We start from the raw sequence: 24174 nt of genomic DNA, 5'->3' as shown, positions 1-24174 counted from the left end.
TTGGCGTGCGTCAGGCTCGCTCGGCGGCCTCCACCACATTGGCCAGCAGCATGGCGCGGGTCATGGGGCCCACGCCGCCCGGGTTCGGGGAAATCCAGCTCGCCACGGAAGCGGCGGCGGGCTCCACGTCACCGGTGACAACAGCCTTGCCGCTGCCGTCATCCACGCGGGACACGCCGACGTCGAGCACTATGGCGCCCGGCTTCAAGTCCGCAGCCTTGACCATGTGCGGCTGGCCGGCGGCGGCAATAACGACGTCGGCCTGCCGCAGTTCCGCGGCCAGGTCCCGTGTGCCGGTGTGGGCCAGCGTGACTGTCGCATTGATGTCGCGGCGGGTGAGCAGCAGGCCCACGGGCCGGCCGATCGTCACGCCGCGGCCCACCACCAGGACCTTCTTGCCGTTGAGGTCGATCCCGTGGCGCAGCAGCAGCTCCACGCAGCCCTTGGGCGTGCACGGCAGGGGGGAAACCATGGGCCGGTTGACGTTGGCCACCAGGCGGCCCAGGTTCATCGGGTGCAGGCCGTCGGCGTCCTTGGCGGGGTCAATGGCTTCCAGCACCACGTCCTGGTCCACGTGCGCAGGCAGGGGCAGCTGGACAATGTAGCCGGTGCAGGCGGGATCGGCGTTGAGCCGGCGGACGGCGTCGAGCACCTCCTCCTGGGTGGCAGTTTCCGGCAGGTCAATGCGGATGGAGTTGATGCCCACCTCAGCACAGTCCTTGTGCTTGCCGGCCACGTACCACTGCGAGCCCGGGTCCGAACCCACCAGAATGGTGCCCAGGCCGGGCGTGATGCCGCGGGCGGCCAAGGCGGAGACGCGTTCCTTCAACTCTGCCTTGATCGCTGCAGCCGTGGCCTTGCCGTCCAGGATTTGTGCGGTTTGTACCTCGGTCATGCGGTTACCACTGCTCCTGGCCGGGGTACAGCGGGAAGTCGGCGGCGAGCTTCTTCACGCGGGCGGCGAGGGCTTCGACGTCGGCGTTGCCCTTCAGCGCGGAGGCGATGATCTCGGCCACCTCGGTGAATTCCGTTGCGCCGAAGCCGCGGGTGGCCAGTGCGGGGGTGCCGATGCGCAGGCCGGAGGTGACCATCGGGGGGCGGGGGTCGAACGGGACGGCGTTGCGGTTGACCGTGATGCCCACGGAGTGCAGGAGGTCCTCGGCCTGCTGGCCGTCCAGCAGCGAGTTGCGCAGGTCCACCAGCACCAGGTGGACGTCGGTGCCGCCGGTCAGCACGGACACGCCGGCCTCGGAGACGTCAGCCGCGTTGAGGCGCTCGGCGATGATCTTGGCGCCTTCCAGGACGCGAGCCTGGCGCTCCTTGAATTCCTGGCCCGCGGCCACCTTGAACGCCACGGCCTTGGCTGCGATGACGTGCATGAGCGGGCCGCCCTGCTGTCCGGGGAACACGGCGGAGTTGAGCTTCTTGGCCCATTCCTGCTTGGCCAGGATTACGCCGGAGCGCGGTCCGGAGAGGGTCTTGTGGACCGTGGAAGTCACGACGTCGGAGTACGGCACCGGGCTCGGGTGCAGGCCGGCGGCCACCAGCCCGGCGAAGTGCGCCATGTCCGTCCAGAGCAGCGCGCCAACCTCGTCGGCGATGGAGCGGAACGCCTCAAAGTCGAGGTGCCGGGGGTAGGCGGACCAGCCGGCAATGATGACCTGCGGCTTTTCGGCGATGGCCTGCTCGCGCAGCTTGTCCATGTCGATGCGGAAGGTGTCGGCCTCCACCTGGTAGGCGGCGACGTCGTACAGCTTTCCGGAGAAGTTCAGCTTCATGCCGTGGGTCAGGTGCCCGCCGTGGGCCAGTGACAGGCCGAGGATCTTTTCGCCGGGCTTGATCATGGCGGCAAGGGCGGCGGCGTTGGCCTGGGCGCCGGAGTGCGGCTGGACGTTGGCGTATTCGGCGCCGAACAGGTCCTTCACGCGCTGGATGGCCAGGTTTTCGGCCACGTCCACATACTCGCAGCCGCCGTAGTAGCGGCGTCCCGGGTAGCCTTCGGCGTACTTGTTGGTCAGCACGGAGCCCTGGGCTTCCAGGACGGCGCGGGGGGCGAAGTTTTCGCTGGCGATCATTTCCAGCGTGTCACGCTGGCGGCCCAACTCGTCCTTGAGGACGGCGGCAATCTCAGGGTCCAGCTCGGAGAGCGGGGCATTGGTCACGGACTGGGTGGGGGTAAAAGACACGTCAAGGCTCCTGGATGGACAACACGAAAAATCTTTATCTAGGCCAGATTATCCGGTGTACGCGTCCCAGGCGCAGGCCGCTTCGCAGTGTGAAGTGCAGCGACGTCAAGCACATGTGTGTTAAGTGGCACAGGCAAGGACATGTACACCGCCAATCTTTCAATCGGCGTTCATGACCCCGCGTCCCAGGCGTACGATCCGCAGGTCCAACCACAGTGCTGCTCCCCGGTGGTGTCCCACCTCATCGCCAGTCGCAACGCCTTAATTGTAGTACAGGCCCCCCGGTGCCGGTAACGTTGAACGGGTGACTGAACTGAACTCCCGCACCCAGCATGCCTCCAACGGATTTGTCCTCACGCTGTCCTGCGCCGACCGGCCCGGCATTGTCCATGCCGTGGCGGGCGCACTGTTGGAGGCCGGCTGCAACATCACCGACTCCCAGCAGTACGGCAATCCGGACACCGGCACCTTCTTCATGCGGGTGGCTGTGGAAACCACGACGACGTTCACCCGCCTCCGCGAGCACCTGGACTCTGTGGCGGGCCAGTTTGCGCTCAATTGGCAGCTGCACCGGGCCGGGGCGCCGGTGCGCACACTGATCCTGGCCTCCAAGGCCGCGCACTGCATCAATGACCTGCTGTTCCTCCAGCGCTCCGGCACCCTGCCCATTGAGATTCCGGCCATCGTCTCCAACCACCGGGACCTGGAACCGTTGGCGGACTTCTACGGCATCCCGTTTTACTACATCCCGGTCACCCCGGAAACGAAGGCCCACGCGGAGGACCAGCTGCTGGAGCTGGTGACGCGCCTTGACGTGGAGCTGGTGGTCCTGGCCCGCTACATGCAGGTCCTTTCCGACACGCTGTGCCGCCACCTCGAGGGCCGGGCGATCAACATCCACCATTCGTTCCTGCCGTCCTTCAAGGGTGCCAAGCCGTACCACCAGGCCCACGCGCGTGGCGTGAAGATCATCGGCGCCACCGCCCACTACGTGACGGCCGCACTGGATGAGGGCCCCATCATTGAGCAGGAAGTGATCCGCGTGGACCACGGTCACTCCGTGGAAAAGTTCGTCTCCATGGGCCGCGCAGTGGAGGCCCGCACGCTGGCCCAGGCCGTGCAATGGCACGCCGAGCACCGCGTCCTCCTCGACGGCCACCGCACGGTCGTCTTCGACTAACACCTGTCACCCTCCCTCCGGCAACTGTGTGTCAGAAACTGCATGGAATTCACCCAAAAACGGGGAATTCCATGCAGTTTCTGACACACAGTTTGGAACGGCACTGCGTCGGTGCGCCCCCGGCTTCACCTGCCGTCTGGCCGCACGCCGAGCACCGCGTGCTCCTCGACGGCCACCGCACGGTGGTTTTCGACTAAAACGAGTTGCCCGGGAGTTTCCGCTGGGGCAAAACCCGCCACGAGTTTGGCCCCCAGTGCACCCGGGGCAAAACCCGCCACGAGTTTGGCCCCCGCGAGAAGTGCCGCCGTCGGGCTGGGCACCAGGCATTGGTGACGGGCGCCGTGACGGCTGCTGAACGTTGGCGCGCGCCGGCACCCCGCCAAATTCGCCGGCCAAGATTGTTGAACAATCTACAGAAGTAGGGCATGCTTGGAGAACCACATCACGAGACGGGGATCACACATGCCTTACATTGACCTCAATTCCGACGTCGGCGAATCGTTCGGGAACTGGACCATGGGCGACGACGCCGCCATCTTCACCTCCGTCTCCAGCGCCAACGTAGCCTGCGGATTCCATGCCGGGGACCCGAGCACCATTGCCCAAACGTGCCGCGACGCCGTGGCCGCCGGCGTCACCATCGGGGCACACGTGGGATACCGGGACCTGGCCGGATTTGGCCGCCGCTTCCTGGACTGCTCCCCCACCGAACTCGCCGACGACGTCCTGTACCAGCTCGGCGCCCTGTCCGCCCTGGCAGGGGCCGCCGGGGCCACCATCAAGTACGTCAAGCCCCACGGCGCGCTCTACAACACGATCGTCCACCACGAAGGGCACGCCCAGGCCGTGGTCGACGCTGTCAAGGCGTTCGGAACGGACCTTCCCCTCCTGCTCCTGCCCGGATCGGTGGCCCTGGCCAAGGCGGGGGCGCAGGGGCTGCGCGCCGTGGCGGAGGCCTTCGCGGACCGCAACTACACGCCGGAGGGAACGCTGGTCTCCCGCCGCGAGGCCAATGCCGTGCTGCACGATCCCGCGCAGGTCGCCGCCAACATGGTCCGCCTGGCCACCGAGGGCACCGTCACGGCAATCGACGGCAGCGTCATCCCCATGCCGGCCGAGAGCATCTGCGTCCACGGCGACACCGCCGGCGCCGTGGCCATGGCCGCAGCTGTCCGCGCCGCACTGGAAAATGCCGGCGTGCAGATCAAGAGCTTTGCGTGAACGCCAGCATGCCCGCCAGCGTGAGCGCGGCAAATGCCCCCGCCATGGCCGCACCGATCCGGGAAACCGGCACCATCACGGCCATCCGCCCCGCCGGCACGCGCGCCCTCCTGGTGGAGCTCTCCACGCTTGAAGCCGTGCTGGCCCTGGCGGCCCGGCTGGCGGAATCCCCCCTGCCCGGCCAGCTGGATGCCCTGTCCGCGGCGGCCACGGTGCTGGTCAAGTTTGACTCCCCCAATGCGGCCCGCAAGGCCGCCGCCGCCATCCGGGCACTGGACCTCGGCACGGCCCCCACAGGGACAGGCCGGCTGGTGGAGGTCGAGGTGAACTACGACGGCGCCGACCTCGCCGAAGTTGCCGCACTGACGGGCCTGAGCCCGGAAGGCGTCATCGCCGCGCACACAGGCCAGACCTGGCGGGCGGCATTTGGCGGATTCGCCCCGGGCTTCGCGTACCTGCTGGGCGAAAACACGGCCCTGCACGTCCCCCGCCGCAGCACCCCGCGCACCGCCGTGCCCGCCGGCGCCGTGGCACTCGCCGGCGACTATTCCGCCGTGTACCCGCGCCAGTCCCCCGGCGGCTGGCAGCTGATAGGCCACACCGACGCCCTCCTCTGGTCGCTGGAGCGCGAAAGCCCGGCCCTCATCCGCCCCCAGGACCGCGTCCGCTTCATCCCGGCCCGCCCCGCCCTGCGCCTCCACGCCGGAACAACCCCAAGCAAGCACGACGCCGGCACCTCCCCGGCCGGCACCGCGGAAGCAATGGTCGGCACCGCGGAAGCCACAGCCGAAGCCACAGGCCAGCAAGCGGGCAGCCTGCTGGTGGTCTGCGCCGGCCTGCAGTCGCTCATCCAGGATCTGGGCAGGCCGGGCCTGGGCGATCTGGGAGTGTCTGCGGCAGGCGCCGCGGACCCTTCGGCGGCCCGGCAGGCCAACCGGCTGGTGGGCAACCAGGCAGGGGACGCCGTCGTCGAAAATCTGCTGGGTTCCCTGGTCCTGCGGGCCGAATCCGACCAGGTCCTGGCCGTGACCGGCGCCCGGACCGCGCTCCGCATCACCCCGGCGGACCCCAGCCGGAGCGAACGCCATCCCGCACAGGATGCCCCGTTCGCGCTGCTGGACGGCGAGACGCTCACGCTGGATCCCGCCACGGAGGGGCTGCGCTGCTACCTCGGCGTGCGCGGCGGTGCGGCGGTGGCCAAGGTGATGGGCAGCCGGTCCACTGACCTGATGTCGGGGATCGGCCCGGCCCCCCTGGCCCCCGGCAGCCGCATTCCCGTGGGGCCCGTCCGCGGCGCCCATGTGGTGGGTTCACCGGAGCCGTCCACCCTGCGCCCGCTGCCCGCCTCCGGCACCGCCACGCTCCGCATCACGCCCGGCCCGCGGGACGACTGGTTCGGCGGGGCGGGCATGGCGGCGCTGGCCGGGCAGGACTGGCTGGTGGGCGCCGCCTCGAACCGGATTGGCATCCGCCTGGAACTGGCCGACGGCGGCATGCCCGTTCCGCGGCTGCGTGACGGCGAGCTGGCCAGTGAAGGCGTGGTCTGGGGGGCCCTGCAGGTGCCGCCGTCCGGGCTGCCCGTGCTGTTTTTGGCCGACCACCCGGTCACGGGCGGCTACCCAGTCATTGCCGCCGTCGTTCCGGAGGATCTCTCCGCCGCCGCGCAGCTGCCGCCAGGCACCCGGGTGCGCTTTGTCCCCGCGAACCCCGCCACCCCCACCGACACCCCGAGCCACCAAGGAACCCGTTCATGAAGAAAGTCCTGATTGCCAACCGCGGCGAAATTGCCGTCCGCGTGGCCCGCGCCTGCGCCGATGCCGGGCTCGCGTCCGTTGCCGTATACTCCGAGCCCGACGCCGACGCCCTGCACGTGCGCCGGGCCGACGAGGCCTACGCGCTGGGCGGGCGTAGCGGTGCGGACACGTACCTGAACATCGAAAAGCTCATTGACGTGGCCGTCCGCTCCGGGGCCGACGCCGTCCACCCCGGCTACGGCTTCCTGTCCGAGAACGCGGATTTCGCCCAGGCCGTGATCGACGCCGGGCTGACGTGGATCGGGCCGCCGCCGCAGGCCATCCGGGACCTGGGCAACAAGGTCACGGCCCGCGACATTGCCGTCCGCGCCGGCGCCCCGCTGGTGCCCGGCAGCGACGGCCCCGTGGGATCCGGCGCCGAGGTCCGGGCGTTCGCGGAGCAGTTCGGCCTGCCCGTCGCCATCAAGGCGGCGTTCGGCGGGGGCGGTCGCGGGCTGAAAATTGCCCGGACCCTGGACGAGATTGACGACGCCTTTGAATCCGCCGTCCGCGAGGCAACCGTCGCGTTTGGGCGCGGGGAATGCTTCGTGGAGCGGTTCCTGGACCGCCCCCGCCATGTGGAGGCCCAGGTGCTGGCGGACCAGCACGGCAATGTGGTGGTGGTGGGCACGCGGGACTGCTCCCTCCAGCGCCGCCACCAAAAACTGGTCGAGGAGGCCCCGGCGCCATTCCTCGGAGATGCCCAGCGGGCCAGCATCCACGCCTCCGCCAAGGCCATCTGCCGGGAGGCCGGCTACCAGGGCGCAGGCACAGTGGAGTACCTCGTGGCCGATGACGGCACTGTCTCCTTCCTGGAGGTCAACACCCGCCTCCAGGTGGAACACCCCATCACGGAGGAAACCACCGGCGTGGACCTGGTTGCCGAGCAGTTCCGCATCGCCGCCGGGGAGCCGCTGAGCTTCACGGAGGATCCGCCGGCTGTGGGCCACGCCTTTGAGTTCCGCCTCAATGCCGAGGACCCGGCCCGCGGTTTCCTGCCCGGCCCCGGCACCATCACGGCCTTCGAGCCGCCCACAGGGTCCGGCATCCGCGTCGATTCCGGCGTCCGGAGCGGCTCCACCGTGCCCGGCGACTACGACTCCCTGCTGGCCAAGCTCATTGTCCACGGCGCCGACCGCGCCCAGGCCCTGCGCCGGGCCCGGGTGGCCCTGGACGAAATGGCCATCACGGGCCTGCCCACCGTGCTGCCGTTCCACCGCGCCGTGGTCCGCGACCCTGCCTTCACCGCGGAGGGCCGCTTCGGCGTGCACACCACCTGGATCGAGTCGGAGTTCGCGGCCACGCTGGCCGCCTCGGACCAGATCGCCCGGGCCGAGCCGGATGGCCGGCGCGAGGAACTGACCGTGGACGTGGACGGAAAGGCGCTGCGGATCGGGCTGCCCGCGCGGCTGCTGGCCGGCCTGCGCAACGGAAACAGCGGGATTTTTGACGACGACGGCACCGCCGGCCGGATCTCCGGCGCCGGCACCCCGGACACCACGGACGACGGCGGCCCCGCCGTCGACGCCGTGGTACTGGCGGCCCCCATGACCGGCAGGCTCGTGAAGTGGGCGGCAGCCGACGGGGCCACCGTCGCGGCCGGGGACGCCGTCGTCGTGCTTGAAGCGATGAAGATGGAATCAACCGTCACGGCACACCGTGCCGGCACCGTGGTGCACGGCCCCCACACCGTGGGCGGGCAGATTGCGCGCGGCGAGGCAGTGTGCCGCATCGAATAGCCCCCATCGAATAGCTGCCGTGCGCAGCATGGCCCGCCGGGTTGGATAGATTGGAACCATGCCAATGAACGCCGCCCTCGGGGACCTTCCATCCGCCGCCACCCATGCCCACACGGGCGCATGGGTGGCCTCGGTGCTGCGCAGCCGCATCGCAGAGGGCCAGCTGGTGCCCGGCACCAAGCTCTCCGAACAGTCCCTCTCGGCCACGTTGGGCGTTTCCCGCAACACCCTGCGCGAGGCCTTCACCGTGCTCGACGGCGAGCTGATCGTCACGCGGATCCCGAACCGTGGAGTGTTTGTCGCCTCCCCCGGGCCGGAGGAGATCCGTGAGATTTACAGCGTGCGCCGCATCCTGGAGCCGGCGGCCGCCCTCTGGGGACCCGGGCCGGACATCGCGGAACTCCGCCGGGTGGTGGCGGAGGCCCGGGACGCCCAGGCGCGCAGCTCGGTGCCGGAAATGGCCGCCGCCAACCAGCGTTTCCACGAGGCTCTCATCCTGGGCACGGGCAGCACCGGGCTGCTGGAGGTGATGTCGCGGGTGCTGGCGCAGATGCGGCTGGTGTTCCATGCCATGGGCAGCGCCCCGGGCTTCCACAGCCGCTACGTGGAACTCAATGCTGAACTCCTCGAGCTGCTGGCCGCCGGGCAGCGGGCCGAGGCCGCCGAGAGGCTGCGCAGCTACCTCGACGTCGCTGAGGCGGAGCTGCTGGAGCAGTTCGCCGTCGCCCCTTAAGACCCTTTCCGGGATTGTTCAACAAACACTTGCAGGATTGTTGAACAAAAGCATATGATGTAGTTCACAGTGACGGCCGCCACCCTTGGCGGGCGTCCGGCCGGCCCGGGCAGCACGCCCACCGGATCCACTACGCCCGTCATAACGGCCCGGCTTCCTGCCGCGGCAGGAACGGATAATTATGCTTGTACTCATCGGGGTCCTGCTGGTGATTGTTGGCTTCGCCATCCGCCTGAACCCCCTCCTTGTTGTCACCATTTCCGGCATCGTCACGGCGCTCCTGGGCGGCATGACCCCTCTGCAGATCCTCAACGCCTTCGGCTCCGGATTCTCCAGCAGCCGCTCCGTCACCATCTTCGTGGTGGTGCTCCCTGTCATCGGCCTGATCGAGCGGTTCGGGCTGCAGGAACAGGCCAAGGCGCTCATTTCCAAGCTGGCCCGGCTCACCACCGGCAGGGTGCTCATCGGCTACCTGTTGATCCGCCAGGCCACCGCCGCTGTGGGCCTGACCAGCATCGGCGGTCACGCCCAGACGGTCCGCCCGCTGGTCTTCCCCATGGCCGAAGGTGCTGCGCTGCGGCGCTACGGCTCCGTGCCGGACAAGGTGCGGGAGAAGATCAAGGGCCACAGTGCCGCGGCGGACAATGTCGGCGTGTTCTTTGGCGAGGACGTGTTTGTCGCCGTCGGCTCCATTCTGCTGATCACCACCTTCGTCGACACCACCTACGGGCTCCACTTGGAGCCCCTGCAGCTGGCCATCTGGGCCATCCCCACGGCCATCTGCGCCTTCCTGATCCACGGCTTCCGCCTGCTGCGCCTTGACCGCCAGCTGGACAAGGCCGTCCAGGAGGCCCGCGCCGAAGAGTCCGCAGCCGCACACACCGCCCCCGCCGGAGGAGCAGCATGATCAACGTCGAATCCATCTACTGGCTCATTGGCCTGCTGTTTGTCGGCTGGGCATTCCTGATAGCCCGTGACGCAACCCACCCGCGCCGCTGGGGCAGCTCGTCCTTCTGGGGGCTGCTTGGCCTGTGCTTCTTCTACGGCACCGCCGTTGAGGCGAAAACCGCCCCGGCCTGGGTGCTGGGCATCGCCGTCCTGGTTCTGGTGGCCCTGGCCAGCACGGGGCTGCTGGGCGACGGCCGCGCCAAGACCACCACGGAGGAACAGCGGACCGCCTTCGCCGGAAAGTTCGGCAACAAGCTCTTCATCCCCGCCTTGGCACTGCCGGTGGTTACAGTCGCCGTCGTCCTGCTGGCACCCGTGCTCAAGATTGGCGCCAAGCCCCTCATCGACCCCACCCACACCACGCTGGTGGCCCTGGGCATCGGCGCCGTGGTTGCCGCCGTCGTCGGTGTCGCCATCCTGCGCCCGAAGAATAAGCTGGCCCCAGTCCTGGAGGGCCGGCGCATCCTGGAAACCATCGGCTGGGCCGCGCTGCTGCCCCAGATGCTCTCAACCCTGGGCATCCTGTTCACGAAGGCCGGGGTGGGGACCGCCGTCGGAACGCTTGCCAAGGGTTTGCTGCCGAACGGTTCCCTGATTGCCGCCGTGGTGGTCTACTGCGTGGGCATGTTCATCTTCACGGTGCTGATGGGCAACGGTTTTGCCGCGTTCCCGATCATGACGGCGGCCATCGGCTGGCCCGTGCTGGTGCAGGGCTTCCACGGCCAGCCGGCCATCGTGTTTGCGATCGGCATGCTGGCCGGATTCTGCGGCACCCTGTGCACGCCCATGGCGGCCAACTTCAACCTGGTCCCGTCCGCGCTGCTGGAAATGAAGAACAAGTACGGCGTCATCACGGCCCAGGTGGCCACCGGCGTGCCGCTCCTGTTCGTCAACATCGCCCTGATGTACTTCCTCGCCTTCCCCCACGCCTAGCCCCTCCCCCGCTCGCCCCCTCCCCCCGTCGCCCCGTCGAAGTTCGAGATAACCACCGAAGGATGCCCATGACCACCGCCCCCGACGCCGCCGCCCGCATGGATTCGCTGGCCAACCACTACGCCGGGATCGTCCTGGACAACCTGGCCCGGCCTTACCCGTACGCTTCCCACCATGTGGAGACGTCACTGGCGGACAGGCCCAGCCCGCAGGAACTGCACCCCGCGTTTTACACGTCCTTCGACTGGCACTCCTGCGTCCACATGAGCTGGCTGGGCGTGACGCTGCTGGGCCACGGGCTCGACGCCGGCCTGGACGCCCAGCTGCGCACGGCCCTTGCTGCGAACCTGACGCCGGAAAACCTGGTCGTTGAGGGCGCGTACCTGCTGAACAACCCCAGTTGGGAGCGCCCCTACGGCTGGGCCTGGCTGGTGCGGCTCGCCGCGGCGGCGGCCGCTTCCGCCGATCCGCAGGTCAAGGCGTGGGGCGCCGCCCTCGATCCGCTGGTGGACATCGTGGCCGGGCTTGTGGCGGGTTGGGCGGAGAAGGCGGAATTCCCGGTCCGCCACGGCCTGCACACCAACGCGGCCTTCGGCTTGGGCCTCCTGCTCGACGCCTTCCGCGCCCTGGGGCGCGACAAGGCGGCTGGTGTGTGCGAGCAGACTGCGCTGCGCTGGTTCAAGCACGACGCCGGCTGGCCCGGCGGGTGGGAAATGAGCGGGCAGGACTTCCTCTCCGCGGGGCTGAGCGAAGCCGACCTCATGGCGCGGGTGCTCGCTCCCGAGGCGTTTGCCGAGTGGTTCGCCGCCTTCCTGCCGGACCTTGGCCCGGACTCGCGGATCCTGGCGAGGTATTCGGTCACCGACGAATCCGACGGCTACCTGGCCCACCTGAACGGGCTCAACCTGACCCGGGCCGGGCAGCTCATTCGCATCGGCCAGGCCCTCCGGCATGGCGGGGCAAACGGCGGCCCCGACGCCGGACAGCTCGCCGCAGTGGTGGACGCCGCCGTGCCGCTGCTGCTCGAGCCGGGCCTGGCTTCCGTAATGACGGAAGAGTTCATGTCGAGCCACTGGCTGGCCAGCTTCGCCTGGGACGCCCTGGCCTCCGCCGCTCTCCACCCTCAACTGTGAGTCAGAAACTGCACGGAATTCGCCCAAAACGACGGGTTTTCGTGCAGTTTCTGACTCACAGTTGGGGGGGGTTGTCGATTCTCGAACGCGCCCACCGGGGGTCAGTCGAGGGACATCGGGCCAATCTCCGGAAGAAGCTCGCCCGGCCCGGGATTCCCCTCGGCAGACGTGCCGCCCAGATGGCGCACCACGCCCCAGACGGCGTTCAGCGCCGTGGTGACGGCGCCGTCGGCCCAGCCCGCGGTCCAGGAAACGTCGTCGCCGGCCAGGAAGATGCCGCGCTGCGAATCCGGCAGCCCGTCCTGCGCAAAGTGCGTGAACAGGCGCTGCTGGTAGCGGTAGTGCCCGGGCAGGTTGGCCTTGAAGGCACCCATGAAGTTGGGGTCTGCCTCCCACGAAACGGTGATCGGCGCGCCCACAATGTGGGACGCGATGTCCACGCCCGGGTAGATCTGCGCCAGCGAATGCAACATCAGCTCCACGCGTTCCTCGGCGGAGAGCGCCAGCCACTTCAGCGCGTCGTCGTTCCAGGTGTAGGACAGCAGGATGACGGCGGGCTTGTCCGGGCCGTTGTCCAGTAGGTATGTGGCGCGGTTGAGCCGGTCCGTCAGCGTCATGGACATGGTTTCGCGGCCCGTGGCGGGGTCAATGTCCTTCCAAAACGGCCGGTCCACCATGACAAAAGTCTTGGACGACTGCATGTAGTGCGACCGCTCAATGGCCGTCCACATGGGCGCGGCAAACAGCGATTCCTCCGTGTTGATGCGCGTGGACAGCAGCCACGACTGGCAGGTGCTGACCACGGCCGCGAAGCGCTGCACCCGCCCCCACCGTTCGGTGATCTCGAGGGAACCGTCGCCGGCGCGGGCAATCTTCGCCACGGCACCGCGCGGGGAGCCTGCATGCAGCGAGCTCAGCGAGGTGCCTTCGGGCCAAAATTCCAGGCCCGACGGCGTGTCCCGCCAGAGTGCCTCGGGGAGCCTCTGCGCCCCGCCTGAAATGCTGCGGTGGCCGTCGTCCGCATCGGTGTAGACCACGCGCAGGATCTCCAGGATGGAATTCGGGAAGTCGGTGTCCCAGCCGCCCGTGCCAAAGCCCACCTGGCCAAAGGCCTCCCGGTGCCCGAACCCTGCCTTCCGGAACGAGGCGGAGCCGGCGATGAAGCCGTAGAACGTTTCCTCGTCCAGCTCCGGGACCAGTGCGTTCCACAGTTCCTTGATGCGCCTGGTGTCCCTGGCCCGGATGGCGTCCTGCATCTGCGAGAACGCGGCGCCGTCGTTAACGGCGTCCTTCCAGGCCCGCGCCACCTCGCGGAAGAATTCCGGCAGTTCCGCCTCGGTGGTGGCGTAGTGCCGCTTCCCGGCCAGCTCGATCACGGTGCTGGAGGTGGCCTCGGCGAGCGGGTTGGGGAACGCCTCGGTGGACAGGCCCAGCAGGTCCACATAATGGTAGAAGGCGCGGCCGGAGACGGGGAAGCGCATGCCGCCCAGGTCGGCCGTGACGTCCGGGGCGCCCGGGAAGCTGGCCGTGCGCAGCCGCCCGCCGATCTGGTCCGCCTCGAAGATGACTGGCTTGAGCCCCATTTTCATGAGCTCGTACGCGGCGACAAGCCCGGAGAGCCCGCCGCCGATCACGGCAACCTCCGTCCCGTAGGCTGCGGCGGGCACGCTGCCCAGGCCGGCCGGGTGCGCAAGGTAGTGGTCGTAGCTGAACGGGAAATCGGGGTTCAGCATGGTGATGGCTTCGGTCATGCCTTACGGTACCTTTGCCTCGGGTGCGGCGGAAGCGGCAGCCGGGGACCCGGCGTCGAACATGTCAGTGGTTTCCAGGGACTGCGCGGAGAGTTCGTCGTACTCTGCAACCGTCAGGGCGGCCACGCGGGAGTGCTTGCGGCCGTAGCCAAAGTACGCCAGCAGGCCCACCAGCATCCAGGCAACGAAGACAATCCAGGTGACGCCGCCCAGGTTGACCATCAGGTAGATGCACATGAGCGAGCCCAGGATGGGGGTGACCGGGTAGAAGGCCACTTTGTAGCTGCGCTTGAGGTCAGGGCGATTGCGGCGCAGGTAGATCACGGCCACGTTGACCAGCGCGAAAGCAAAGAGCGTGCCGATGCTGGTTGCGTCGGCGAGCGCGCCCAGCGGGATCAGGCCCGCGGTCAGGGCGACGGCGATGCCCACGATCAGGGTGCCGGCCACGGGGGTGCCGCGCTTGGCTGAGATGCGGCCGAAGATTTCCGGGACCAGGCCGTCGCGGGACATGGACATCAGGATGCGGGTCTGGCCGTAGAGCACGGTCAGCACGATGGAGGCGATGGCGAGCACGGCGCCCACGGAGAACACCAGGCCCATCCACGGCTGGTGCGTGATTTCAAGCAGGATCTGCACCAGGGCGGCCTGCGTGCCCTCAAACCAGGTCCACTGGCGGGCGCCCACGGCGGCCACAGCCACCAGCACGTACAGCGAGGTCACGATCAACATGGAGAGCATGATGGCCCGGGGCAGGTCGCGCTGCGGGTTCTTGGCTTCCTCCCCGGCCGTGGAGGCGGCGTCGAAGCCGATGTAGGAGAAGAACACGCGTGAGGCTGCCGCGGAGACGCCGGCGGCGCCCATCGGCATGAGCGGGCTGAAGTTGCCGGCCTGGAAAGCGGTGAAGGCGATGGCGCAGAAGAAGAGCAGGATGATGATTTTCACGAACACGATCACCGTGTTGATGACGGCGCTTTCCTTGGCGCCGCGCACCAGCAGGAACATGGCCAGCAGCACAATGGCCATGGCGGGCAGGTTCAGGAATCCGCCCGAACCCGGCGGCTGGGAGATGAAGTCCGGCAGCGCCCACCCGAAGCCGGCCACGGCCTCGTTGATGTACTGCCCCGCGCCCACGGCCACGGCTGCCACGGACACCGCGTATTCGAGCACCAGGCACCAGCCGCAAATCCAGGCCATGCCCTCGCCGAGGGTGGCGTAGGTGTAGGAGTAGCTGGAGCCGGAGACCGGGACCATGCCGGCCATTTCCGCGTAGGACACGGCCGAAAGCAGGGCCGCGACGCCGGCGATGAGGAAGGAGATGAAGACGGCGGGCCCGGCCAGCGGCACGGAGTCGCCCAGGATCACCAGGATGCCGGTGCCCAGGGTGGCGCCCACGCTGATCATGGTCAGCTGCAGCACGCCAAAGCTGCGCACCAGCTTCCGGCCGTCGGTGCCGTTGCCGGCTTCGTGGAGCATCTGGCCCAGCGGCTTGCGCCGCATGAGCTGGGTGCCAAGCCCGACGGCGGGGCCGCCGCCATGGTTGCCGCCTTGCGGCCCGCGTCCTTGCGGCCCGCGTCCTTGCGGCCCGCGTCCTTGCGGCCCGCGTCCTTGCGGGCGTGGTGCGGTCGCCTTTGACCGCTGGCTGAGTTGATCACGCAGTGTCATCCTCTTGATCCAATTCTCTCGAAAGCCTGCTGGAGGCGCTGTTCCCGTTTCTCAACAATAAAGCTGTGACCCACATCTCAACGTAGTGCAAAACATCCTGTACGCTATCCACATGAGACAGAATGCACTACCAGCCTCCGCTGTGGCGGAGCTCACCACCGGCACGGTCAGCGTGGACCTGGATGCCATCGGGCACAATGTGGGAATCCTGCGGGAACGCACGCGTTCCGCGCACTTGATGGCCGTCGTCAAGGGTAACGCCTATGGGCACGGCCTGCTGGAGACGGCCCGGACCGCCCTCGCCGCCGGCGCGGACTGGCTCGGCACGGCACAGCTCTCCGAGGCGCTGGCCCTGCGCCGCGCCGGCATCACGGCCCCCATCCTGGCGTGGCTCTACCTGGCCACCACCTCCGGCGGCGCCATGGCCGAGGCGGTGGGGAACGACGTCGACATTTCCCTGGGCAGCCCGGCCCAGCTTGAGGTGGTGGCCGGCATAGCAAGCGGGCTGGGCCGTACCGCGTTCATCCACCTGGAGCTGGACAGCGGACTGAGCCGCGGCGGCGCCCGGCGCGAGGATTGGCCGGCCCTGGTGGCGGCCGCACGGGCGGCGGAGCTCAGCGGCTCCGTCACGGTCCGCGGCGTGTGGACGCACCTGGCCTGGGCCGACGTCCCCGCCCACCCGGCCAACACGGCCGCCGTCGCCGAGTTTGAGGAGGCGGTCCGGGAGGCGTTCGACGCCGGGCTGGCGCCCACCCTGCGACACGTGGCCAGTTCGGCGAACATCCTGGCCCGGCCCGAGTTCCACTTTGACATGGTGCGCGCCGGGCTGGCCATGTACGGCCTCTCCCCCGCAGAGCACATGGACCCGGCCGACTACGGGCTGCGCCCCGCGCTCTCCGTCACGGCCCCCGTGGTGCTGGTCAAGCATGTGCCGGCGGGCACCGGCGTCAGCTACGAACACCGCGCCATCACGCACGAGTCCCGCTACCTCGGCCTGATCCCGCTGGGTTACGCGGACGGCATCCCCAAGGGGATATCCGGCAGCAGCGTGGTGATGGTGGGCGGCCAAAGGGTGCCGGTGATCGGCAAGGTCTGCATGGACCAGTTCATGGTGGATCTGGGCCACGAGACATCCGTCCGCGTGGGCGAAACCGCCCTGCTGTTCGGCGACCCGGCCGCCGGGGCCGCGAGCGCCGACGACTGGGGCGCCGCCATCAACAGCCACGGCGACGAGGTCATCAACCGGATCGCGCCCCGGCTGCAGCGGGTGTACACCCATGGCCGCTAGCACCGACGGCGGCACCTCCGGGCGGGTGCGCTCGCTGCCGCTTTCCACGGAGGAAGTGGAGTCCCGCTTCCGCTCCGTGACGCTGTCCCAGTTCCTGGCGGAGCTGCCGCATGAGCTGAAGATCCTGCACGCCGCGGACCTGGACGCCCGGCTGCGCTGGGTGGAGCCCAGTGAACTGGCGGACCCCACCCCGTACCTCATGGACGGCGAGTTTGTGCTCACCGCCGGCCTTCCCCTGATGGACGACGGCGGCACGGCGGACGCGGTCGAGGCCTACGTGGCGCGGCTGGCCGTGGCCCGCGTCTGCGCCCTGGGCTTTGGCCTGACCCCGTACCATGATGCGGTGCCGCCCGCATTGGCGGCGTCCTGCCGCCGCCACGGGATCACACTGGTGGAGGTGCCGCCGTCCGTCCCGTTCGCCGCGATCGGGCTGCAGTTTGCGCAGCTGCTGGAATCGGATTCGGCGAAGGTGTTCCGCAGCCTGGCCGAGACCAACCGGCTGCTGATGCGCTCCGTGCTCTCCCCGCGCCCCGACCAGGAGGTGCTGGCAACGCTGGTGCAGCGGGTGCCCTGCTGGGCCGTGCTGGTGGGGGCCGACGGCAAGGTGCGGGCGCGCGCCGGAACCCGGCCGGCCGACGTCGTGCTGCTGGGGCCGCTGCTGGAACGGCTGTTCCAGGGCTCGGGCCCGCGCGTGGAGCTGGACAGCTACCCGGCGGAGGGGTCCGAATTTGTGGTGGGGCACCCGCTGCGCAGCAACCGCGACGTCAACCTGGGCGCCCTGGTGATTGGCTCCGCGGAGCGGCTGTCCCCGGCGCACAACAACATAGTTTCCGCCGCCGTCGGCCTCCTGGAGCTGCTCTCGCGCCAGCGCACCAGCGGCTCCCTGGCACCGAGCCAGCTGGCCACCGCGCTGCTGCTGCACCCGGAAACACTGGCCGCCGGAACCTCACGGCAGATAACGGCGGCGAAGGACCTGCTGGCGCAGAGCCTTTCCTCCTCCCGGTCCGCGCCCATGCGGGTGGTGCAGGGCGTGAATGTGGATGCGCCGCAGTGGCGCAGCACCGACAGCCCCGTGCGGGAACTGCTGCAGTGGCGGCGGATCTTCGACACCAAGCTGGTGGAAATCACCGACTACGGCTTCGCGGCCGTGACCCGGCTGAAGGTGGACGAGGCTTCCGTGGCCGAGGTGGAACGGCTGGGCTGGCGGCTGGTGGTGGGCGACCCCGTGGAACCCAACGACCTCCCGGCCGCGTATCAGCGGGTCGGCTCGCTGCGGGCCCGGGCCCGGGCCACCTCGGAGACGCTGCGCGTGGATTCGGTGACGTGGTCCGTCACGGGCCTGCTGGGCCGGGAGGCCGGCACCATGCTGGCGGGGCAGGTCCTGGCGCCGCTGCTGGAACTGGAGCCCGAACGGCGGGACGTGCTGCTGGAGGTGCTGCGCGGCTGGCTCACGCACAATGGCAGCTGGGACGCCACGGCCAAGGCGCTGTCGCTGCACCGCAACAGCGTCCGCCGGCACATAGGCGCCGCCTTCGAGCTGCTGGAGCGGGACCCCAACGACCCCCAGTCCCGCGCCGACCTCTGGATTGCGCTGCAGTACCTGTAGGCCGGTGGTCGAGCGTCGAGACCCGGTGGTCGAGCAGCGAGCCCTGCGAGCGCGTCGAGACCCGAGAGCGCGTCGGTGGTCGAGCAGCGAGCCCTGCGAGCGCGTCGAGACCCGGCGGCGGCCCGAGATTTCGACAAGCTCAATCAGCGGCGGCGCTACCCGTTCTCCCACTCGCGGTAGAGCTCCGGGCGGCGCTCGGCCAGGTAGGGCACGCCTGCGCGCGAACCGCGGATCGCGTCCGCGTCCAGCTCGGCGTACAGCAGCTCGGCGCCGATCCCCGCGGAGGCCAGGACACCGCCGTCGGGCCCGGCAATGATGCTGCCGCCGCCAAAAGTGGTGCCGTCCTCGATGCCGCAGTGGTTGGCATAGGCCACGGCAACATGGTTTTCCAGGGCCCGTGCCCGCAGGATGATGTTGGGGACCTCGTCAAAGCCGTGCGCCAGCGCCGTGGGCACCAGCACCGCGTCGGCGCCCCGCACCGCGGCAGCCCGGACGGTTTCGGGGAATTCCACGTCGTAGCAAATGACCATGGAGATGTTGAGCCCCATGAACTGCACGACGCCGGGCGGCCGGCTTGCGGGGGAAAAGGCCGTGCGCTCGTCCCCGCCAAAGAGGTGCACCTTGCCGTACGTGAGGAGTTCGGTCCCGGCAGCGTCCAGCAGGGTGGCCGAAATGCCGGGACGGGTGCCGTCGCGGTCCCCCGGCAGGCTGTAGACCAGGCCGATCCCGTGGCGGCGCGCTGTTTCCGCCAGCACAGCCCGGATGTCGGGCAGGCGAGCCATGTCAAAGTCTGCGTGGATGCGCAGCGGCGCGTAGCCGAGGGGGAACAGCTCCGGCGTCAGCAGCAGCTGCGCGCCGGCGGCCGCGGCGTCCCGGGCGGCGTGGTCAATGGCGGCCAGGTTCGCCGCCACGTCCAGCGGGCGGGCCTGGGCCTGCATGAGTGCCAGCAGCATGTGGGGGCTCCTCCTCGTAGGGTTTCCCTCAACAGTAATGCCGGCGGGGTCCGGCCGCCCGGGCGAAAAATACTGCGGCGCAGCACATTTGGGACGATTTGCCCGTTGCGCCGGCGTGGATCTGGGTAGCATCGGCTGTGACAGTGAAATGCCGGCACGTGAATTGACGGCACCCAAAGGAACGGACCCCACCATGAACCAGCTCATCGACTTCGACGGCCACTCGCCCTCCGTCCACGAATCGGCCTTCGTGGCGCCGACAGCCACCCTCATCGGCCAGGCCTCCCTCGGTGAGGATTCCAGTGCGTTCTACGGCGTGGTTGTGCGCGGCGACACGAATTCCATCACGGTGGGGGCCGGTTCCAACCTGCAGGACAACGTGGTGCTCCATGCCGACCCAGGCTTCCCCACCGCCATTGGCGACGGCGTCAGCGTGGGCCACAATGCAGTGGTGCACGGCTGCACCGTGGAGGACAACTGCCTGATCGGCATGGGCGCCACCGTCATGAACGGGGCCGTCATTGGCGCCGGTTCCCTGGTGGCCGGCGGGGCCGTGGTCCTGGAGGGCGCAGTGATTCCCGCCGGTTCCCTGGTGGCCGGGGTGCCCGGCAAGGTCCGGCGGGAGCTGACCACGGAGGAACAGGAGCATGTGCGGGAAAACGCAGCGCACTATGTGGAGCTGGCCCGCAAGCACAAGGCCATCCACGGCTGACTGCGGCAGACGCTTGACTAAACCCGCTTAACGCAAATCACAAAACTCGCGTTAAGTTCTTGACCTCAAGGGCGGAGTAGGGCACGCTTTTGTTTATGTTCGACGACGAAACCACCGCGCGCCCCAAAGCTGGCCGATCCGCCAATCCCGGATCGCAATCCGCCCTGCGGATGCGCAACCAGCTCCGGGTGACGGACCAGCTGCTGCGCGGCGGGCCCGCCACCCAGGCAGAGCTGTCCAGAATGACCGGGCTGTCGACCGCCACCGTGTCCAACATCGTCAAGAGCATGCACACTGCCGGCCTGGTCAGCCTGACACCCACCACCAGTTCCGGGCGGCGCGCACACTCCGTGCGCTACGTCGGGGACAGCTCCATTGCGGCAGGAATCGACTTTGGCCGCAGCCACCTCCGCGTGGTCCTGGCCAACCGCTCCCACCAGGTGGTGGCAGAACGTGAGATCCCGCTTCCCCTGGGACACGATGCCACGGTGGGCATTGCCGCCGCCGCCAAGCTCCTTGAGGTGCTGCTTGCGGAAAATGGCATTTCCCGCTCGAACCTGATCGGCGCGGGGGCCGGAATCCCGGGGCCCATCGACCGGCGGACGGGGAAGGTCATCCAGGGTGCCATCCTTCCCGAATGGGTGGGCATCAACCTCCATGAACGGCTCAAATCCGCCCTGAACCTGCCCGTATTCATTGAGAATGACGCCAACCTCGGCGCCCTGGCCCAAATCTCCTGGGGCGCCTTTGCCGCCGTCCCCAACCTGGTCTTCGTCAAGATCGGCACGGGCATCGGTGCCGGCCTGATCGTGAACGGGGCGCTGTATTCAGGCAGCATCGGGGTGACCGGCGAAATCGGGCACCTGACCATCACCGAGGCCGGACTGATCTGCCGGTGCGGGAACCGCGGCTGCCTGGAAACCATAGCCTCCACGGCCACCATGATCCAACTGCTCAGCCGCGACAGGTCGCAACCCATCGACGCGGAGGACATTGTCCGGCAGGCCAAGTCCGGGGACCCCACCACCTTGCGCGTGCTGGAGGACGCCGGCACTGCTGTGGGCCGCGCACTCGCCACGATCTCCAACCTGATGAGCCCGGATGTCATCGTCATCGGCGGGCCATTGGCCACCCTGGGCGAACTCCTGCTCACACCCGTGCGCCGCGGCCTGCTGCGCCACGCCGTGCCCGTGGTCGGGGAGAACACCACTCTGGCCACCTCGTCGCTGGGACCGCGCTCGGAAGCCCTGGGGGCCGTGTCGCTGGTGTTTCAGCACGAGCCCTCGCAGCAAACTTTGTAAAACCGTTACCATCCTGTTGCGTTAAAGGCTTGACGTCAACGCCGCAACCGAGTTGAATCTCCTAAGTACCAAATTTTGATGTACCGCATCACACCCACTCACCTGTTGTGGCTGTGGGGCAATGACAAAGACGTCCGTCTTGGAAAGCGACACGCTCATGCCGTCCGCAAACCCCATCATTCTTCAGATGCAATCCATTACCAAGGAATTTCCCGGCGTCAAGGCCCTCTCCGACGTCTCCATCACAGTCCGCGCCAGCGAGATCCACTCAATCTGCGGCGAAAACGGGGCCGGCAAGTCCACGCTCATGAAGGTCCTCTCCGGCGTCTACCCTTACGGCAGCTACGACGGCGAGATCGTGTTCCAGAACGAGGTCTGCCAATTCAAGGACATCCGGGCCAGCGAGCACGCCGGCATCGTGATCATCCACCAGGAACTCGCGCTGATCCCTGAACTCTCCATCACCGAGAACATCTTCCTCGGCAACGAACCCACCAAGTTCGGCATCATCAACTGGGACGAAGCCCGGCTGCGGACCATCGAGCTGATGGCCCGGGTGGGGTTGAGCGAGGACCCCGACACCCCCGTCAAGGAAATCGGCGTCGGCAAGCAGCAGCTGGTGGAAATCGCCAAGGCCCTCAACAAGTCGGTCAAGCTGCTCATTCTCGACGAGCCCACGGCAGCCCTGAACGAGTCCGATTCCCAGCACCTCCTGGACCTGATCCGCGGCCTGAAGGGCAAGGGCATCAGCTGCATCATGATTTCCCACAAGCTCAACGAGATCGAGCAGGTCTCCGACTCCATCACCATCATCCGCGACGGCAAGTCGATCGAGACCCTGGACGTCAAGGCAGACGGCGTGGACGAGGACCGGATCATCAAGGGCATGGTGGGCCGGACGCTCGAATCGCGCTTCCCCGAGCACACGCCCAAAATCGGCGAGGTCTTCTTCGAAGTCAAGAACTGGACCGTCAGGCACCCACAAATTGCGGACCGGCTGGTGTGCAAGAACTCCAGCTTCAATGTCCGCCGCGGGGAGATTGTCGGCTTTGCCGGCCTCATGGGTGCCGGGCGCACCGAGCTGGCGCGCTCCCTCTTCGGCCGCTCCTACGGCCACTACATTTCGGGGCAGATCATCAAGGACGGCAAGGAAATCACCCTTCGCAACGTCCCCGAGGCCATCAAGCACGGCCTGGGCTATGTCACCGAAGACCGCAAGACCCTGGGGCTGAACCTCCTCGACGACATCAAGACCACCACTGTCGCCGCCAACCTCGATGCCATCTCCAAGCGCTCGGTGGTGAACCTTGGCAAGGAATACGAGGTGGCCGAGCAATACCGCAAGCAGCTGCGCACCAAGACGCCCAGCGTGGATGAGGGCGTGTCGAAGCTTTCCGGCGGGAACCAGCAAAAGGTGGTCCTGGCCAAGTGGATGTTCACCGACCCGGACCTCCTCATCCTGGACGAACCCACCCGCGGGATCGACGTCGGCGCCAAGTATGAGATTTACGGCATCATCCAGGCCCTCGCCAACCAGGGCAAGGGCGTCATCGTCATCTCCTCCGAACTGCCCGAACTGCTGGGCATTTCGGACAGGATCTACACCATCTTTGAAGGCGCCATCACCGGCGTCCTGAACAAAAGCCAGGCCAGCCAGGAATCGTTGATGAAACGCATGACCGCTGCCAAGAAATCTGCCTAGACCAAGGGAAGAAACAGGACCCCCATGAACGCCATCAAACAGCTATTCGGCGGCAACACCCGCCAATTCGGGATGATCTTCGCGCTCGTCGCCCTGATCGTCTTCTTCCAGTTCATGACAGGCGGAGTGATTCTCACCCCGGACAACGTCATCAACCTGGTCAATGGCTACTCCTACATCCTGATCCTGGCCATCGGTATGGTGCTGGTCATCATCGCCGGCCACATTGACCTCTCCGTGGGCTCCGTTGCCGCCTTCGTGGGCATTGTGGTGGCCCTGACCATGCGTGACTGGCACCTGCCCTGGTACATGGGGATTGTGGTGGGCCTGGTGCTGGGTGCCCTGATTGGTGCCTGGCAGGGCTTCTTCGTGGCCTATGTGGGCATCCCGGCCTTCATCGTCACCCTGGCCGGCATGCTCCTCTTCCGCGGCGCCAACCAATACTTCGGCAAGTCCCTGACCGTGCCCGTGCCCACCGACTTCCAGTTCATCGGCGCCGGCTACCTGAATGAAGTCGGCCCGGACACCGGCTACAACAACCTGACCCTTTTGGTCGGCTTCATCATCGTCGCCGCCCTCATCTGGAGCGGGCTGCGCAACCACCGCAAGGCCGTGGCGCTGGGCGCCGACGTCAAGCCCCTCTGGGTCACCATCACCAAGCTCGTGATCCTGTGCGCCGTGGTCCTCTACGCCACCTACCTGTTCGCCACGGGCCGCCCCGGCACGTCCTTCCCGGTCCCCGGCATCATCCTGGGCGTCCTGGTCCTGGCCTACGGCTTCATCGCCGCCCGCACCACCATCGGCCGCCACATCTACGCAGTGGGCGGCAACAGGCACGCAGCCGCACTCTCCGGCGTCAAGAGCAAGCGCACCGACTTCCTGGTCATCCTCAACATGGCCGTGTTGGCCGGGCTGGCCGGCATGATCTTCGTGGCCCGCTCCAACGCCTCCGGCCCGTCCGACGGCGTCGGCTGGGAACTGGATGCCATTGCCGCCGTTTTCATCGGTGGCGCCGCAGTCACCGGCGGCGTCGGCACCGTGGTCGGCTCCATGATTGGTGGCCTGGTCATGGCCGTGCTGAACAACGGCCTGCAGCTGATGGGCGTCGGTTCGGACATGACCCAGATCATCAAGGGCCTGGTCCTGCTGGCCGCCGTCGTCTTTGACGTCTACAACAAGTCCCAGGGCAAGGCGTCCTTCATCGGCCTGATGATGAAGAAGCTGGGCGGCCGGGACAATCCGGACCTGGCCGTGGCCGAACCCCTCAGGGACGCCGTCAGGACCGAATCCTAATTCTTCCCCGAAGCACCACCGAGCAACACTTCACGTAACC

General features: G+C 68.0%; 19 protein-coding genes and 1 riboswitch. Of the genes, 14 read left to right on the top strand and 5 right to left on the bottom strand.

What is annotated here, in order from left to right:
- Positions 1-10: 10 nt before the first annotated feature.
- Positions 11-895, bottom strand: a complete 885-nt coding sequence (locus G6N77_RS07235; protein ID WP_165181358.1) for a bifunctional methylenetetrahydrofolate dehydrogenase/methenyltetrahydrofolate cyclohydrolase — start codon at positions 893-895, stop codon at positions 11-13.
- 4 nt (positions 896-899) lie between these two features.
- A complete protein-coding gene (gene glyA, locus G6N77_RS07230; protein WP_165181357.1) occupies positions 900-2186 on the bottom strand; it encodes a serine hydroxymethyltransferase in 1287 nt (428 codons plus the stop codon).
- A 176-nt stretch (positions 2187-2362) separates the two neighbouring features.
- Positions 2363-2451, bottom strand: a riboswitch (ZMP/ZTP riboswitch).
- 48 nt (positions 2452-2499) lie between these two features.
- On the opposite strand from glyA, the gene purU reads away from it, so the two are divergent.
- The 8 genes from purU to G6N77_RS07190 all read left to right on the top strand — a co-directional run bounded on the left by purU (position 2500) and on the right by G6N77_RS07190 (position 11866).
- Positions 2500-3366, top strand: a complete 867-nt coding sequence (purU, locus tag G6N77_RS07225) for a formyltetrahydrofolate deformylase (RefSeq protein ID WP_165181422.1) — start codon at positions 2500-2502, stop codon at positions 3364-3366.
- 462 nt (positions 3367-3828) lie between these two features.
- The gene (locus tag G6N77_RS07220) at positions 3829-4587 is read left to right on the top strand and encodes a LamB/YcsF family protein (protein WP_165181356.1); all 759 of its coding nucleotides are present in this window, start codon (positions 3829-3831) and stop codon (positions 4585-4587) included.
- Positions 4584-6341: a 5-oxoprolinase subunit B/C family protein gene (locus G6N77_RS07215; protein ID WP_420867313.1), complete on the top strand. Its 1758-nt coding sequence runs from the start codon at positions 4584-4586 to the stop codon at positions 6339-6341. The genes G6N77_RS07220 and G6N77_RS07215 overlap by 4 nt, the downstream gene beginning before the upstream one ends.
- Positions 6338-8119, top strand: coding sequence for an acetyl/propionyl/methylcrotonyl-CoA carboxylase subunit alpha (locus G6N77_RS07210; RefSeq protein WP_165181355.1), 1782 nt, complete (start codon positions 6338-6340; stop codon positions 8117-8119). Before G6N77_RS07215 ends, G6N77_RS07210 begins: the two co-directional genes overlap by 4 nt.
- A 58-nt stretch (positions 8120-8177) precedes the next feature.
- Positions 8178-8852: a GntR family transcriptional regulator gene (locus G6N77_RS07205; protein ID WP_165181354.1), complete on the top strand. Its 675-nt coding sequence runs from the start codon at positions 8178-8180 to the stop codon at positions 8850-8852.
- Between the two features lie 181 nt (positions 8853-9033).
- Complete coding sequence (locus tag G6N77_RS07200; RefSeq protein ID WP_165181353.1) at positions 9034-9759, top strand: DUF969 domain-containing protein; 726 nt, start codon at positions 9034-9036, stop codon at positions 9757-9759.
- Positions 9756-10733 carry a DUF979 domain-containing protein gene (locus tag G6N77_RS07195; RefSeq protein WP_165181352.1) on the top strand — a complete coding sequence of 326 codons (978 nt, stop codon included), beginning with the start codon at positions 9756-9758 and terminating at the stop codon, positions 10731-10733. Before G6N77_RS07200 ends, G6N77_RS07195 begins: the two co-directional genes overlap by 4 nt.
- A gap of 68 nt (positions 10734-10801) precedes the next feature.
- The gene (locus G6N77_RS07190; RefSeq protein WP_240901757.1) at positions 10802-11866 is read left to right on the top strand and encodes a DUF2891 family protein; all 1065 of its coding nucleotides are present in this window, start codon (positions 10802-10804) and stop codon (positions 11864-11866) included.
- Positions 11867-11967: 101 nt separating this feature from the next.
- Here the strand turns inward: G6N77_RS07190 and G6N77_RS07185 are convergent, their stop codons facing one another.
- Both G6N77_RS07185 and G6N77_RS07180 read right to left on the bottom strand, forming a co-directional pair.
- Complete coding sequence (locus tag G6N77_RS07185; protein ID WP_370875240.1) at positions 11968-13617, bottom strand: flavin monoamine oxidase family protein; 1650 nt, start codon at positions 13615-13617, stop codon at positions 11968-11970.
- 3 nt (positions 13618-13620) lie between these two features.
- Positions 13621-15090, bottom strand: a complete 1470-nt coding sequence (locus tag G6N77_RS07180) for an amino acid permease (protein WP_165181418.1) — start codon at positions 15088-15090, stop codon at positions 13621-13623.
- A 301-nt stretch (positions 15091-15391) separates the two neighbouring features.
- Here G6N77_RS07180 and alr point away from each other — a divergent pair, with 301 nt between their 5' ends.
- Together alr and G6N77_RS07170 are read left to right on the top strand one after the other, a co-directional pair.
- Positions 15392-16567: an alanine racemase gene (gene alr, locus G6N77_RS07175; RefSeq protein WP_205678085.1), complete on the top strand. Its 1176-nt coding sequence runs from the start codon at positions 15392-15394 to the stop codon at positions 16565-16567.
- Positions 16557-18173 carry a PucR family transcriptional regulator gene (locus tag G6N77_RS07170; protein ID WP_165181351.1) on the top strand — a complete coding sequence of 539 codons (1617 nt, stop codon included), beginning with the start codon at positions 16557-16559 and terminating at the stop codon, positions 18171-18173. Before alr ends, G6N77_RS07170 begins: the two co-directional genes overlap by 11 nt.
- Before the next feature lie 155 nt (positions 18174-18328).
- Here the strand turns inward: G6N77_RS07170 and G6N77_RS07165 are convergent, their stop codons facing one another.
- Entirely contained in the window at positions 18329-19126 is a 798-nt protein-coding gene (locus G6N77_RS07165) for a nitrilase-related carbon-nitrogen hydrolase (protein ID WP_165181350.1), read from the bottom strand.
- A gap of 193 nt (positions 19127-19319) precedes the next feature.
- Between G6N77_RS07165 and G6N77_RS07160 the strand changes: the two genes are divergently transcribed.
- The 4 genes from G6N77_RS07160 (at position 19320) to mmsB (ending at position 24134) form a co-directional block, all read left to right on the top strand.
- On the top strand, positions 19320-19838 hold the full coding sequence (locus tag G6N77_RS07160; protein ID WP_165181349.1) for a gamma carbonic anhydrase family protein: 519 nt from the start codon (positions 19320-19322) through the stop codon (positions 19836-19838).
- Between the two features lie 95 nt (positions 19839-19933).
- Positions 19934-21139 carry an ROK family transcriptional regulator gene (locus tag G6N77_RS07155; RefSeq protein WP_165181348.1) on the top strand — a complete coding sequence of 402 codons (1206 nt, stop codon included), beginning with the start codon at positions 19934-19936 and terminating at the stop codon, positions 21137-21139.
- 121 nt (positions 21140-21260) lie between these two features.
- Positions 21261-22841, top strand: coding sequence for a multiple monosaccharide ABC transporter ATP-binding protein (gene mmsA / locus G6N77_RS07150; protein WP_276609773.1), 1581 nt, complete (start codon positions 21261-21263; stop codon positions 22839-22841).
- 24 nt (positions 22842-22865) lie between these two features.
- Positions 22866-24134 carry a multiple monosaccharide ABC transporter permease gene (gene mmsB, locus G6N77_RS07145; RefSeq protein WP_165181347.1) on the top strand — a complete coding sequence of 423 codons (1269 nt, stop codon included), beginning with the start codon at positions 22866-22868 and terminating at the stop codon, positions 24132-24134.
- Positions 24135-24174 lie beyond the last annotated feature (40 nt).

Origin of the sequence: Arthrobacter silviterrae, from assembly GCF_011045165.1 — a bacterium.
In the GTDB taxonomy this organism is placed as follows: domain Bacteria; phylum Actinomycetota; class Actinomycetes; order Actinomycetales; family Micrococcaceae; genus Specibacter; species Specibacter silviterrae.
Note: the sequence above shows the minus strand (reverse complement) of the source record. Positions and strands in the feature narration are given on the sequence as shown.

Bases quoted from the DNA above. Each gene is read 5' to 3' on its own strand.
- G6N77_RS07235 (WP_165181358.1), bottom strand. From the start codon at position 895: ATGACCGAGGTACAAACCGCACAAATCCTGGACGGCAAGGCCACGGCT.
- G6N77_RS07220 (WP_165181356.1), top strand. From the start codon at position 3,829: ATGCCTTACATTGACCTCAATTCCGACGTCGGCGAATCGTTCGGGAAC.
- G6N77_RS07210 (WP_165181355.1), top strand. From the start codon at position 6,338: ATGAAGAAAGTCCTGATTGCCAACCGCGGCGAAATTGCCGTCCGCGTG.
- G6N77_RS07205 (WP_165181354.1), top strand. From the start codon at position 8,178: ATGCCAATGAACGCCGCCCTCGGGGACCTTCCATCCGCCGCCACCCAT.
- G6N77_RS07200 (WP_165181353.1), top strand. From the start codon at position 9,034: ATGCTTGTACTCATCGGGGTCCTGCTGGTGATTGTTGGCTTCGCCATC.
- G6N77_RS07195 (WP_165181352.1), top strand. From the start codon at position 9,756: ATGATCAACGTCGAATCCATCTACTGGCTCATTGGCCTGCTGTTTGTC.
- G6N77_RS07190 (WP_240901757.1), top strand. From the start codon at position 10,802: ATGACCACCGCCCCCGACGCCGCCGCCCGCATGGATTCGCTGGCCAAC.
- G6N77_RS07185 (WP_370875240.1), bottom strand. From the start codon at position 13,617: ATGACCGAAGCCATCACCATGCTGAACCCCGATTTCCCGTTCAGCTAC.
- G6N77_RS07180 (WP_165181418.1), bottom strand. From the start codon at position 15,090: ATGCTCCACGAAGCCGGCAACGGCACCGACGGCCGGAAGCTGGTGCGC.
- alr (WP_205678085.1), top strand. From the start codon at position 15,392: ATGAGACAGAATGCACTACCAGCCTCCGCTGTGGCGGAGCTCACCACC.
- G6N77_RS07170 (WP_165181351.1), top strand. From the start codon at position 16,557: ATGGCCGCTAGCACCGACGGCGGCACCTCCGGGCGGGTGCGCTCGCTG.
- G6N77_RS07165 (WP_165181350.1), bottom strand. From the start codon at position 19,126: ATGCTGCTGGCACTCATGCAGGCCCAGGCCCGCCCGCTGGACGTGGCG.
- G6N77_RS07160 (WP_165181349.1), top strand. From the start codon at position 19,320: ATGAACCAGCTCATCGACTTCGACGGCCACTCGCCCTCCGTCCACGAA.
- G6N77_RS07155 (WP_165181348.1), top strand. From the start codon at position 19,934: ATGTTCGACGACGAAACCACCGCGCGCCCCAAAGCTGGCCGATCCGCC.
- mmsA (WP_276609773.1), top strand. From the start codon at position 21,261: ATGACAAAGACGTCCGTCTTGGAAAGCGACACGCTCATGCCGTCCGCA.
- mmsB (WP_165181347.1), top strand. From the start codon at position 22,866: ATGAACGCCATCAAACAGCTATTCGGCGGCAACACCCGCCAATTCGGG.